Genomic DNA, 13,082 nt, shown 5'->3' on the forward strand with positions numbered 1-13,082 from the left:
CATGGACAATGAAACCCGTTCGGTTTGCGACAATCGGTATCAACCACAATCACATCTTTGGACAGACGAGCTGCCTGTTGAATGCAGGGGCCGAGCTTGTTGGCTTTCACGCCGTGGAAGATGATCTCGCAAGTGAATACTCTGATGCGTTCTCCGGTGTGCCGCGCGTCGATGACAAACGCAGGCTGCTGGATGATCCGTCTGTCGACCTCATCATAACCGCCGCCATTCCGGATGAGCGCGCGCCCTTGGCGATTGAGGCCATGCGTGCTGGCAAGGATGTGATGACTGACAAGCCGGGTATGGTTACATTCGCCCAGTTGAATGAAGTGAGGAAAGTCCAGGTGGAGACAGGTCGGCTTTTTTCCGTCCTCTACTCCGAACATTTTGAAAACCGCGCCACCGTCAAGGCTGGCGAGCTTATCGCAGCCGGTGCAATCGGTAAGGTCGTTTCTACGGCAGGCTTCGGCCCGCACCGCCTGCGAGCGTCAACACGGCCGGAGTGGTTTTTCGACCGTGCGCGATATGGCGGTATCCTGGTTGATATCGCATCCCACCAATGCGAGCAGTTCCTATTTTTCACCAACTCCGATACGGCGGATATTCTCGCCGCAAAGGTCTCGAACCGCGCCAACCCACAATGGCCCGGCTTGCAAGATAGTGGAGATATTCATCTCTGCACCAAAGATGTGGATGGATTTATCCGTGTGGACTGGTTTACGCCGGATGGCCTGCCAAGTTGGGGGGATGGTCGACTTTTCATTACCGGCACTGAAGGTGCAATCGAAATCCGCAAGAACGTCGACATTGGGGGACGGGATGGCGGCAATCACCTGTTCCTTATCGATNAAAGCGGTGTGCAGCACATTGATTGTGCCAATGTAGCGCTACCCTACGGGCCGCAGCTTCTGTCCGATATTCGTAACCGCACAGAAACCGCCATGCCGCAGGCGCGCTGCTTTGCCGCCATGGAGCTTGCCTTGAAAGCGCAGCAGATGGCGGAGGGTCGCCACCATGGCTAAGCGATACAAGGTCGGCGTCATCGGTTGCGGCATTGGCCGATCCCACATTTCCGAGGGATATGCGATGCATCCGGATAAATACGAGGTGACTGTTCTGTGCGATCTTGATGAAGCGCGCCTGAACGCTGTTGCAGATGAATTCAACGTTGCTGGTCGTATCAAGTCCTCGGACGAATTGATGGCAATGCCTGACGTGGACATCATCGATATCTGCACACCGCCCGCCATCCACACAAAGCTTATTCTGCAGGCGCTTGCCGCGGGTAAACATGTCGTCTGCGAAAAGCCGCTGACGGGTTCGCTGGCCGAGCTGGATGATGTCGTTGCGGCTGAACAGATGGCAAAGGGCGTGTTGATGCCGATTTACCAGTATCGGTATGGTGATGGCGTTCAACAGGTGCGGCGCATCATCGAAAGTGGTCTCGCCGGAAAACCCTATGTCGGAACCGCAGAAACGCTGTGGAAGAGAAACGCTGCCTATTACGATAATCCATGGCGCGGGCGCTGGGCTACGGAACTTGGTGGTGTCTTGATGACCCACGCCATACACCTGCATGATATGCTCACATATCTCATGGGTCCTATAGACCGCGTGTTTGCCCGCACGGCCACCCTGGTCAACACAATCGAGGTTGAGGACTGTGTCTCTGCCAGCCTGTTGATGAAAAACGGTGCGTTGGTCTCACTTACCGCGACGCTGGGCTCTCAGGAAGAGATCAGCCGTTTGCGGCTGGCTTTCGAAAACGTGACCTTCGAGAGTAATCATTCCCCCTATTCGCCGGGTGACGGCCCTTGGCGCATCATTCCAGCCAATGACGAGATTGGCGCCNAAATCNGGGCGCTATTGGAGGGCATGCCCGCTGTTGGCCGCCGTTTCAACGGGCAGATGGAAGCCTTCTATCGCACGTTGGAAAAGGGTGAGAAGCCACCTGTTACGACAACGGACGCGCGCGGCTCGCTGGAACTCATAGCTGCGATCTATCACTCGAACGACATCAATTCCGACGTTGCCCTGCCGATCACGAAGGGTCACTCGAAATACATCAGCTGGCGACCGTAGGTTTGCCGGGAGGAACGATATGGCAAGTAGCATTACTCTTGNAAAAATCGTCAAACGCTTCGGCGCTTTCCCGGTCGTGCATGGCATCGATCTTCAGATAGAGCCGGGTGAGTTCACAGTTTTCGTCGGCCCATCCGGCTGCGGTAAATCGACACTTCTGCGGATGATTGCAGGGCTGGAAGAGATATCGGAAGGCGAGCTGCGGATTGATGGAGAGCGGGTCAACGAAACCGCTGCGTCCAAACGCGGTATAGCCATGGTGTTTCAGTCCTATGCGCTATACCCGCATATGAGCGTCTACAAGAATCTTGCCTTCGGGCTGGAAACGGCGGGCTATAAAAAGCCAGAGATCGAAGTTCGCGTCAAAAAAGCAGCGGATATTCTACAAATCAATCCTTTATTGCAGCGCAAGCCGAAGGCTCTCTCGGGCGGTCAGCGTCAACGTGTCGCCATTGGCCGCGCCATCGTTCGCGAACCCAAGATATTTCTGTTCGATGAACCGCTGTCCAACCTCGATGCGGAATTGCGTGTGCAGATGCGCGTCGAAATCGCCAAGCTTCACCAGACCCTTGGCAGCACCATGATTTATGTGACCCATGATCAGGTGGAAGCCATGACGATGGCCGACAAGATCGTGGTCCTGCGTGAAGGGCGCATCATGCAGGTCGGGCGTCCATTGGATCTTTATAACCATCCAGCCAACCAGTTCGTGGCGGGTTTTATCGGCTCTCCGAAAATGAATTTTCTGGCGACAAAACTGGTGACGTCGGACGCGTCGCGCCGCACCATAGAGATCGCCGGGCAGCAGATCGTCTTGGATCGCCCGCTTGAGGCTCAGGATGGCGAGGCTTTGACATTGGGTATTCGCCCGGAGCATATTCAGGCGCAGATGCAATCCGCCACCCTTGGTCAAGGCAACATTCAGCTTGTCGAGCATCTGGGTGGATCGACTGTCCTTTACACCAACACGGCGGATGGGCAGCCGGTGACAGTGTTGCTGGAAGGGCAGAAGCAGTTGCGCATGGGCGAAACCGTTCCGCTGTCCTTCGATCTCGCCAATGCCCACGTTTTCGGCACTGATGGGCGCAGGGTCTGAAAAAAGCCGCGCTTCAAAGCGCGGCTGCGCTCCCTATGATGCCTGCCTCGAACCTCTTGAATTCGCCGTGGTCGATGAAGGTTTCCAACATGTCGCGGTATGGCGTGATATCGATCTCGTTCTTCGCCAGCCAATCGGGATTGTAATAAGTGGCGGCGTAGCGGTCGCCGCTATCGCAAATCAAGGACACCAGCGAGCCCTTTTTGCCTTCCTTCATCATGTTTGCTGCAATCCAGCATGTCCCGAAGAAATTTGTGCCCGTGGAGCCTCCCACACGCCGGAACAGCCGGTCGGATAGGACATGCATTGCGGCGATGGAGGCCGCATCCGGTATCTTTATCATGTGGTCGATGACGCCAGGAATGAAGGACGGCTCGACCCTTGGGCGTCCAACACCTTCGATCCGAGATGGCGTGGGGCAGGTAATGTCACGGTCGCCCGACATATAGGACGCATAAAAGGCCGAATGCTCGACATCCACCACGCAAAGACGCGTGCGCAGGTTGCGATAGCGAATAAATCGGCCAATCGTCGCTGATGTGCCGCCCGTTCCCGCGTTCATCACCACCCATTCAGGCTCGGGATGCTCTTCGCNTTTCATCTGCTCGAAAATGGAATCTGCAATGTTGTTGTTGCCGCGCCAGTCGGTCGCCCGTTCGGCGTAAGTAAACTGGTCGAGATAATGCCCACTCGTTTCGGCCGCCACCCTTTCTGCAACGGTATAAACTTCCGAAGGGCGATCCACAAAATGGCACTTGCCACCAAAACGCTCGATGGCTTCGACCTTCTGCGGACTGGTGGAGTGTGGCATGACAGCAATGAATGGCAAATCGAGGAGGTGTGCGAAATAGGCCTCGCTAACCGCAGTGGAGCCCGAGGATGCCTCCACCAGCGTTGTCCCCTGTGCGATCTTGCCGTTGCAGATGCCATATAGAAAAAGCGAGCGCGCCAACCTGTGCTTGAGACTGCCGGTGGGGTGTGTGGACTCGTCTTTCAGATAGATCGAAATACCCCGTAACCCTTTGNAAACAGGTTTGACCAGATGTGTATCAGCAGAGCGGCGCCCATCTCCCTCCAAAATGCCGATGGCACGTCTCGCCCATTCACGATCCTCGCAGGCGGGCAGGGGAGAGAGGGGAGGAGTTGAGATGCACTCTGACATCAGAGTTGGTCCTTTTGCCGGGTGAGGAGCTTTAGTCGCTGTTTTCGGCGTGGAAGCTCTACATCACGNTTTGTCTANTTTTGAGTAGATTATCGGAATATATTTCTATTATTCTCCAATATATTAGAAATCATCGGTCGCCAAGCAAAAATTCCAGACCTCTTTATAGAGCTTGGCCTTTCCCTTGGTCGGCCGTTTACCGAAATATTAATAGTCAGGCGTGGCGGCGTGTCGGATGCATCTGTAGAGACAACTTTCTCTGAGTGCTGGACATCGGNAAAAAGCCCTAATAGACATAGGCAGGGAGAATTGTCAGACATTCTGACAACAGAAATAGCGTCGCTGAGAGCCGCGCTTTGACAGGGAAATGTGGAGGACTAACCTTGAAATCCGAACGTATGCTGCGCGCTGAAGCCATTTTGCCGACGGACGCGGCCGATGCTCTATTGGTTGGACGCGTATGGTCTAACACCAATGCCGGACCATGCCCGGTTATGATTTCTGATGGTCGGGTTCTCAATCTGACCAGTATTGCTGCCACAATGTCCGGTCTGCTCGAAACGGNAAATCTTGTCGATCGTTTGCGTCGACCTCTCGACTTGGCGGACCTGGGTGACCTCAATAGCTTTTTGTCAGGCGAGGCCGGTAAAATTCTCGCCCCCATTGATCTTCAGGCTGTGAAAGCTGCTGGCGTGACGTTCGCAGACAGCATGCTGGAACGTGTCATCGAAGAGCAGGCGAAGGGCGACCCGCGCCGCGCGCAGGACATCCGTGCCAAGCTCGCACCTATTCTTGGTGATAGCTTACGCGGGCTTGTCGCCGGTTCCGAACAGGCGGCGAAGGTCAAGAAACTTCTTCAGGATATGGGGCTGTGGTCGCAATATCTTGAAGTCGGCATCGGTCCGGATGCTGAAATTTTCACCAAATCCCAACCCATGTCATCTGTCGGATGCGGCGATCTCGTCGGCATTCATCCGATTTCGCAGTGGAATAATCCCGAGCCGGAAGTGGTTCTTGTACTGAGGTCCGATGGCACGATCGTTGGCGCGAGCCTAGGCAACGACGTGAATTTGCGTGATGTCGAAGGACGTTCAGCTCTGCTGCTGGGTAAGGCAAAAGACAACAATGCCTCCTGCTCCATAGGCCCTTTCATCAGGTTGTTTGATGAGGGTTTCACGATGGAACACCTGCGCCGCGTGCGTGTCGCTCTTGAAGTGCACGGCGAGGATGGATTTGAAATGACCGGTGAGAGCCCGATGGAGGCTATCAGTCGCTCGCCGGAAAGCCTTGCCTCACAACTCATGAACCGAAACCATCAGTACCCTGATGGTGCCGTGCTTTTCCTGGGTACGATGTTTGCCCCGGTCAAGGATCGGCGCGGTGCGGGAGAGGGCTTCACCCATGAGGTCGGTGATCGCGTCGAAATCTCGACTGCGAAGCTTGGCCGCCTTGTTAACTGGGTGGAACGCACGGATGTCTGCCCGCAGTGGACGTTCGGCGTCAGTGCGCTCATCCGCAATCTGGCTGGCCGAAATCTGTTGTGATGAAATCATAGGCACGGCAGGTCGGGATGTGTGGTCCCGACCTGCCGCGTGATGCACCGGCTCGAATTATTGGCCGTCGATGGCCTTGCCGATATAGGCGATAGCCTGCTGGTAGACGCTTGCGGCGTTCCAGCCCTGAATCGCGGAGAAATTCGTTTGGCCCTGCTGATATCCGGCGCCGCGCTGCCAGCCGTGGCCCACGAGGAAATTCGCGGTCGAGGCCAGAGCATCAGCGCGTGAGCCGACGAGATCAATACGACCATTGCGGTCGAAATCGACGCCATAGCGGACGACGTTGAGGGGCAGGAACTGCGTCTGGCCGATTTCGCCGTGTGCTGCGCCCTTAGCGGTTACGCTCAAATTGCCGCTGCCAACCAGTTTCAAAGCCGCATACAACTGCTCGGTAAAATAGTCGGAACGACGGCAGTCGTAGGAAAGTGTGGCAACTGCAGACAGCGTATGCTGGTTGCCCAGGAAACCACCAAAGCCGGTTTCCATGCCCCAGATCGCCAGAAGCGGACCGGCAGGAACGCCGTAGGCACGTTCGATATTGGCAAACAGGGCAGCGTTGTTCTTCTTCATCGCCTTTCCGCGAGAGATGATCGCCTGACCGCCGCGCTTTTGCATGAACTGGTCGAAGGAAAGCTTGAAGCTGTGCTGACCACGGTCTGCGCTGATTGTCGGCCTGTTATACGAGACATTCGAGAATGCACGGTCTAGAACGGAAGCGCTGACGCCACGACCTGCTGCCTCCTGCTTGAACGCGCCGACCCAGGCGTCAAAGCCTGCCGATGTGTTGCCGCACTGCGCCGCCAGAACCGGCGTGGCCGCAAATGCGGCAACCATAACTGCGCCAACGGNAAAAGCTTTTAGTGCCCGCATCAGAATCTGCCTTCAATATGTCTTGGGATCATGCCCTAACTCGGTCACCACTTGACTGAGACGTCGTGTGTTTCAGCCTGCCTGTCGATATCATAACCGGCAAATAAACTGCCCGTGATAAGCAACTCAACTGAAAACCCGTCCATCCCGCAGTGGAATAGACGGGTTATAGTTAATAGTTGTTNAAAAACAGTATCAGGCTGCTTCTTTGCGCGGCTTGATCAGGCCGCGATTGACCAGAAGCTCGGCAATCTGAATCGCGTTGAGCGCAGCGCCCTTGCGCAGATTGTCTGAAACGACCCAGATATTCAGGCCATTTTCAACGGTTGCGTCTTCGCGAATACGCGAAATATACGTTGCATCTTCGCCTGCGCACTCGACCGGTGTGATGTAGCCACCGTCTTCATGCTTGTCGATGACGAGGCAACCCGGTGCTTCGCGCAGGATATCGCGAGCCTGATCGGCAGTGATTTCGTTTTCGAATTCGATGTTCACAGATTCCGAATGACCGATAAAGACAGGAACGCGCACTGCGGTGCAGGTAACCTTGATCTTCGGGTCCAGCATCTTTTTGGTTTCTGCCAGAACCTTCCACTCTTCCTTCGTGTAGCCGTCTTCCATGAACACATCGATATGCGGAATGACGTTGAAGGCGATGCGCTTGGTGAACTTCTTGGTTTCGACAGGATCGGCCACGAAAACGGCGCGGGTCTGCTGGAACAGTTCGTCCATGCCTTCCTTACCGGCACCGGATACGGACTGGTAGGTGGAGATGACGACCCGCTTGATCTGGGCGGCGTCATGCAACGGCTTCAACGCAACGACGAGCTGTGCTGTCGAGCAATTCGGGTTGGCAATGATGTTGCGCTTGCGGAAACCTTCGATGGCATCGGCGTTTACTTCAGGAACGATCAAAGGAACATCCTGATCGTAGCGCCATGCCGAGGAATTATCGATAACGACGCAACCCTGCGCACCGATCTTTGGTGACCACTTCTTGGAAACATCGCCGCCTGCCGACATCAGGCAGATATCTGTCGTGGAGAAATCGTAGTTCTCCATGTTGGAGACTTTTAGCGTGCGATCGCCGTAGGACACTTCAGTGCCTTGGCTACGGGCTGACGCCAAAGCGACGACCTCGTCTGCCGGAAACCCGCGTTCGGAAAGGATATTGAGCATTTCACGACCGACATTGCCGGTGGCGCCTACGATTGCAACTTTGAAACCCATGATAAGTTCTCTTTCTGCCTCTCCTCGTTTCTGGTGAGGGGGAACCCGCAAGTCTGCGGTTTCCTTCTTCCCCGACCAAACCGGGGAGAGAGCGGCGGGCCAGAGACGTCAGACGGTTTTAATCGTCGTTTTGGCCGTAATTCGGATGGAGTAAGCAAGGCGCGAACGATCACCGGCAAATCCTGCCGGGTTCTGCATGACAACCATGTCGTGGACATGTCCTATCNAAATCGTGCTCCTTTTCTTGGCAAAGCTATTATGGTGTTTCGATTTTCTGTCAAGCTCAAACCGCCTGCAATTCCGTTCAGTAGTGCGCAAAGGTGCAATCAGCAGGAACATAGTCTGTAGTCGTCATTAGACTAAAGTCATAAGCCGAAAGCATCGCTCTTCCTTTCATTAATTTTCTGTCACTCTGTCCACAGGTGCATCGCACTGTCAGGGCAGCTTGTGGGTGAGTCGAGCTGCTGCGATGTGTCATTTTGATATCTGTGGAGGACAGAGAATGGCGAATGTAGCAGTCGCTGCCAGCGAAAAAGCCCGTCCGATGACGGGCGAAGAGAAGAAAGTGATTTTCGCTTCTTCTCTTGGAACAGTCTTCGAATGGTACGATTTTTATCTTTATGGCTCCTTGGCCATCTATATTGGCGCGAACTTCTTTAGCCAGTATCCAGAAACAACACGCAACATCTTTGCTTTGCTTGCCTTCGCCGCGGGCTTTCTCGTTCGCCCGTTCGGCGCTTTGGTGTTTGGACGTCTGGGCGATCTCGTGGGTCGCAAATACACGTTCCTCGTCACGATCCTGATCATGGGCCTGTCGACCTTCCTCGTGGGCGTTCTGCCGAATGCCTCGCAGATCGGTATCGCGGCACCCATCATCCTCATCATCCTGCGCATGTTGCAGGGTCTGGCTCTTGGTGGTGAATATGGCGGCGCGGCAACCTATGTGGCCGAACATGCGCCCAATGGCCGTCGCGGCTACTACACGTCGTGGATTCAGACGACAGCAACGCTTGGTCTCTTCTTGTCGCTGATCGTCATTCTCGGCGTGCAGTTTGCATTGGGCCGTGAAGCTTTCGCCGACTGGGGCTGGCGTATTCCGTTCCTGTTGTCGGTTATTCTGCTGGGTGTTTCGGTCTGGATTCGTCTGAAGATGAGTGAATCGCCTGCTTTCATGAAGATGAAGGCAGAAGGCACCACTTCAAAGGCACCTCTCAGTGAAGCTTTTGGCCAATGGAAAAACGCCAAGATCGCAATCATCGCGCTCGTCGGTGCGGTCATTGGTCAGGCAGTGGTATGGTACACCGGCCAGTTTTACGCTCTGTTCTTCTTACAAAGCATTCTGAAGGTAGACGGACAGTCGGCCAACATCATGGTTGCCTGCGCCCTCATTCTCGGCACCGGTTTCTTCGTGCTGTTCGGATGGCTCTCCGACAAGATCGGTCGCAAGCCGATCATCATGGCCGGTCTCGTGTTGGCGATGCTGACATACTTCCCGTTGTTCAAGGCGCTGACATGGGCAGGTAACCCAGCACTTGCTCAGGCTCAGGCTACGGTTCGCGCGACAGTGACAGCCGCTCCAGGCGATTGCCGTTTCCAGTTCAACCCAACCGGCACGGCTAAATTCACCACGTCTTGCGATATCGCAACGGCGTTCCTGACCAAGAACTCTGTACCTTATGATGTCGTGGATGGCCCTGCGGGACAACCGGCTACAGTCAAGATCGGCGATGCGATCATTCCGAGCTATGATGCCGTTGCCGCCGGTGCCAACGCAGCCGGAAACGACCGCACCTTCCAGAAGCAAGTCAACATTGCGCTTCAAGATGGTGGCTATCCCTTGGTTCGCGGCGCCGCTCAGGTCCCAGCAGCAAAGCTTGATGCATTTATTGCTGCAAACCCGGAACTCGGCCTAAACGCCGATGCCGTGCGGGCAACGCCTGCCAAGACTGTCCCAGGCGATAAGCTGGTGGCTGACAAGTTGCTGACGCCAGCTGAACTGAATGGTGCGACCGAGATGGCAGTCTACACTGTTGGTGGCGGCGGAGCCTTCGCCATGGTTGCCGATCCGGCGGCCGTGAACTGGATCGCCATCATCGCGGTTCTGACCGTCCTCGTCATCTACGTAACGATGGTCTACGGCCCGATTGCCGCGCTGCTGGTCGAACTGTTCCCGACCCGCATTCGTTACTCCGGCATGTCCTTACCATACCACATTGGTAACGGCTGGTTTGGTGGACTTCTCCCTGCAACCGCATTCGCAATGAGTGCCGCCAAGGGTGATATCTACTACGGCCTCTGGTACCCGATCATCTTCGCAGGCATCACGCTGGTTGTCGGCTTGCTGTTCCTGCCGGAAACCAAGGACCGCGACATTCACAAAATGGAGTAATCCGCGCAATGAAAGAAAAACCCGGCGAAGATCTCGCCGGGNTTTTTTTATTACTTACCAGTCCCGCAATTCAGGGCAATAATTTTGCCAGTTCACGATTGACCAAGTCGCGCCAAGTGCGGTTTTGAACAAGTTCGGACAGGAATAAACCTTCGATAGCAAAGAAGGATGCGGAAGGGTCGGCGTTGTCAATCTGCCTGGCTGCTGCCAGTATCTCGGAGCTGCGCGGATCATTGAGGTCGCCACGCTTGTGAACGGACGCAATCCACAGAGCCACGACATATGCGAACTCGGCAGCATCTCTGCCGGCAACCAAGGCTTCTGCCGCCGCCGCGAGTATACGTTGGGGCAGCTTCTGGCTTGTATCCATCGCGATCTGTTCGTTCCGGTGGGCGATCGTCGGGTTCGAGAAGCGTTCAAGCAGTTCATTCCGATAGGACGGAAGATCGATGCCTGGAACAGGATCAAGTGTATCTGTAGCCGCTTCCATGTGCTGCCTAACCTTTTCCACGAACGCAGGCACCGCCATCACATCACGTACGAACTCCAGATCATGCAGAATTCCCAGATGTGCGATCAATGTGTGCGAACCGTTGAGAAGTCGGAGCTTCATGTTTTCGTAGGGCTCGACAGATGGTGCGAAAACGGCTCCTGCCGCTTCCCACTGGGGACGGCCTGAGACAAAATCATCCTCGATGACCCATTGCAGAAAGGGCTCGGTTTCCAAGGCGAGCTGGTCTTCAGCACCTAGCAGACGGGCGGCACGTTTTCGCGTCTCGTCGGTTGCAGCGGGCACGATGCGGTCCACCATGCTGCAAGGGAATTTGCCTTTGTTTGCAATCCAGTGTGCCAATTCTGGATCACGCCGCTCTGCCATATCAAGTACCAGACGGCGCACAACATGCCCGTTGGACGGAAGATTGTCGCAGCATAGGACTGTGAAGGGTAAGACACCTAGCTCGCGCCGTCTTGCAAGGCCTTCAACCAGAAAGCCGATAGCGCCGACCGGAGCATGCGGGTTAGCTATGTCGGCAGCAACTGACGGATGTTTGAGGTCTAGCCCACCGGTTACAGGATCGAGGCCGTAAGCCTTTTCGCTGACGGTTAAGGTTACAACACGGATATGGGCATCGGCGAGATAGTTCAGGACATCCTCGCCTCGCTCTGCAGCGCAAAGCCAGTCGACCGTTACGCCGATGACCTCTGCCTTGTCTCCCTCTGCGCTGCGGGTGATGATGGAATAAAGTCCGTCCTGTTCGGCCAGCGACTGAACGGGCTCAGGTGAGCGTAGATTGACAGCAACGATCCCCCAGGGGCCGAAGTTATGCTCCAACGCTTTTTGCGTGTAGACGGCCTGATGAGCGCGGTGGAAAGCGCCAAGGCCGATATGCACGATCCCAGGTTTCAGCGTTTTACGGTTGAAAGCGGGGGCAGTCACGCTTTCTCGCAAGCTCGTGAGTGAAGACAGTCTATCCATGGTACTATACTCGACCGTAACTTGGGTGAAGAAGGGAGCGCTCGATGCCGCGCAGTTCGGCAAGGCCTTTCAGGCGGCCAATGGCTGGATAACCAGGCTGTGCACCGCGGGAGAGATCATCCAGAATTTCCTGTCCGTGATCGGGGCGCATGGCGATGCGATGGTCTTGGCGACCTTCCGCCCGTCTGCGCNTTTCCTCTTCAAGCAGCACTGCGATGACGGCGACCATGTCTGTTCCACCCTCCAGATGTTCATCCTCGAAAAAGGAGCACGGCACAGTATCAGTATCGCGCGTGACATTCCGCAGATGCACGAAGTGAATGCGGTCTGCGAATGTCTTTGCAATGAAGGGCAGGTCATTGTCATCTCGTGCGCCGAGCGAACCGGTGCAGAGCGTAACGCCATTTGCTCTGCTATCAACCTGTCCTAACATATGCGCGTAATCGGCCTGAGTTGACAGAATGCGCGGCAGACCGAGAAGTGGCCAAGGTGGATCGTCACCATGGGCGCAAAGGTTGATGCCCACCTCCTGGGCCACCGGAACGACCTGCGACAGGAAGTCGATCAGATTGGATTGAAGTTTCAAACGGTCGACGCCCTGATAGGTCCGCAGTTTCTCCAGAAGCTGATCGAGGGTGTAACCATCCGCCGAGCCAGGAAGACCCGCTCCTATGTTGAGCCCCAAAGCGATGATCTTGGTATCCGGCATCTCGGAAAACCGTATCGATGCCTCCTCAACCAACCAATCAGGATAATCATCCCTGGCATCTGGACGTTTGAGAATGTCGATGTCGAAAGCAGCGAAATCCGTCAGATCAAACCGCATGGCTTTTGCACCGTGACGGGTTTCCCAACGCAAGTCCGTACGTGTCCAGTCCAGTACCGGCATGAAGTTGTAGCAAACGGTGCGAATGCCGCTCGCTGACAGGCACCGCAGTGTCTCCTGCCAGTTGGCGATGTGGGCTTTCCAGTCTCCGGTCTGGGNTTTGATGTCTTCCGACACCGGGACGCTTTCCACCACATCCCAGTAAAGCCCGCCTTGCTTTATCTCCTGATGGCGCTTGTCGATCTCATCCACGGGCCAGACAGCCCCAGTTTCGATGTGATGCAGCGCGCTGACGATGCCCTCAGCGCCCGCTTGAGCAGCGTCTCGTACAGATACCTTGTCCACCGGTCCAAACCAGCGCCATGTATGCTTCATGCTTGTAGTCCTCTAAAAA

At 55.4% G+C, this 13,082-nt stretch carries 10 protein-coding genes; 5 read left to right on the forward strand and 5 right to left on the reverse strand.

The features are described 5' to 3' along the window. Positions 1 to 8 precede the first annotated feature (8 nt). From CUC55_RS12675 to CUC55_RS12685, 3 genes are all read left to right on the forward strand, one after another. Positions 9 to 1,022 (forward strand): Gfo/Idh/MocA family protein, encoded by a 1,014-nt coding sequence (locus CUC55_RS12675; protein WP_103088084.1) that lies wholly within the window; start codon positions 9 to 11, stop codon positions 1,020 to 1,022. Then, positions 1,015 to 2,082 (forward strand): Gfo/Idh/MocA family protein, encoded by a 1,068-nt coding sequence (locus CUC55_RS12680; protein ID WP_103088085.1) that lies wholly within the window; start codon positions 1,015 to 1,017, stop codon positions 2,080 to 2,082. The genes CUC55_RS12675 and CUC55_RS12680 overlap by 8 nt, the downstream gene beginning before the upstream one ends. Positions 2,083 to 2,101: 19 nt before the next feature. Next, on the forward strand, positions 2,102 to 3,178 hold the full coding sequence (locus CUC55_RS12685) for an ABC transporter ATP-binding protein (RefSeq protein ID WP_103088086.1): 1,077 nt from the start codon (positions 2,102 to 2,104) through the stop codon (positions 3,176 to 3,178). Positions 3,179 to 3,191: 13 nt separating this feature from the next. Here the strand turns inward: CUC55_RS12685 and CUC55_RS12690 are convergent, their stop codons facing one another. Beyond that, positions 3,192 to 4,340, reverse strand: coding sequence for a PLP-dependent cysteine synthase family protein (locus CUC55_RS12690; protein WP_103088087.1), 1,149 nt, complete (start codon positions 4,338 to 4,340; stop codon positions 3,192 to 3,194). Positions 4,341 to 4,738: 398 nt separating this feature from the next. Here CUC55_RS12690 and CUC55_RS12695 point away from each other — a divergent pair, with 398 nt between their 5' ends. Further along, on the forward strand, positions 4,739 to 5,884 hold the full coding sequence (locus CUC55_RS12695; RefSeq protein WP_103088088.1) for a fumarylacetoacetate hydrolase family protein: 1,146 nt from the start codon (positions 4,739 to 4,741) through the stop codon (positions 5,882 to 5,884). A gap of 66 nt (positions 5,885 to 5,950) precedes the next feature. On the opposite strand, the gene CUC55_RS12700 is transcribed toward CUC55_RS12695, so the two are convergent. Both CUC55_RS12700 and CUC55_RS12705 read right to left on the reverse strand, forming a co-directional pair. Continuing rightward, positions 5,951 to 6,766, reverse strand: coding sequence for a lytic murein transglycosylase (locus CUC55_RS12700; protein ID WP_103088089.1), 816 nt, complete (start codon positions 6,764 to 6,766; stop codon positions 5,951 to 5,953). Positions 6,767 to 6,961: 195 nt separating this feature from the next. Then, the gene (locus CUC55_RS12705; protein WP_067647703.1) at positions 6,962 to 7,996 is read right to left on the reverse strand and encodes an aspartate-semialdehyde dehydrogenase; all 1,035 of its coding nucleotides are present in this window, start codon (positions 7,994 to 7,996) and stop codon (positions 6,962 to 6,964) included. Between the two features lie 502 nt (positions 7,997 to 8,498). On the opposite strand from CUC55_RS12705, the gene CUC55_RS12710 reads away from it, so the two are divergent. Continuing rightward, positions 8,499 to 10,385, forward strand: a complete 1,887-nt coding sequence (locus tag CUC55_RS12710; RefSeq protein WP_067647709.1) for an MFS transporter — start codon at positions 8,499 to 8,501, stop codon at positions 10,383 to 10,385. 70 nt (positions 10,386 to 10,455) lie between these two features. Here the strand turns inward: CUC55_RS12710 and CUC55_RS12715 are convergent, their stop codons facing one another. Together CUC55_RS12715 and uxuA are read right to left on the reverse strand one after the other, a co-directional pair. After that, on the reverse strand, positions 10,456 to 11,862 hold the full coding sequence (locus CUC55_RS12715; protein ID WP_067647712.1) for a mannitol dehydrogenase family protein: 1,407 nt from the start codon (positions 11,860 to 11,862) through the stop codon (positions 10,456 to 10,458). Positions 11,863 to 11,866: 4 nt separating this feature from the next. Continuing rightward, positions 11,867 to 13,063: a mannonate dehydratase gene (gene uxuA / locus CUC55_RS12720; protein WP_103088090.1), complete on the reverse strand. Its 1,197-nt coding sequence runs from the start codon at positions 13,061 to 13,063 to the stop codon at positions 11,867 to 11,869. Between the last annotated feature and the right edge of the window lie 19 nt (positions 13,064 to 13,082).

This window comes from Agrobacterium bohemicum (genome assembly GCF_002896715.1).
GTDB lineage: Bacteria > Pseudomonadota > Alphaproteobacteria > Rhizobiales > Rhizobiaceae > Agrobacterium > Agrobacterium bohemicum.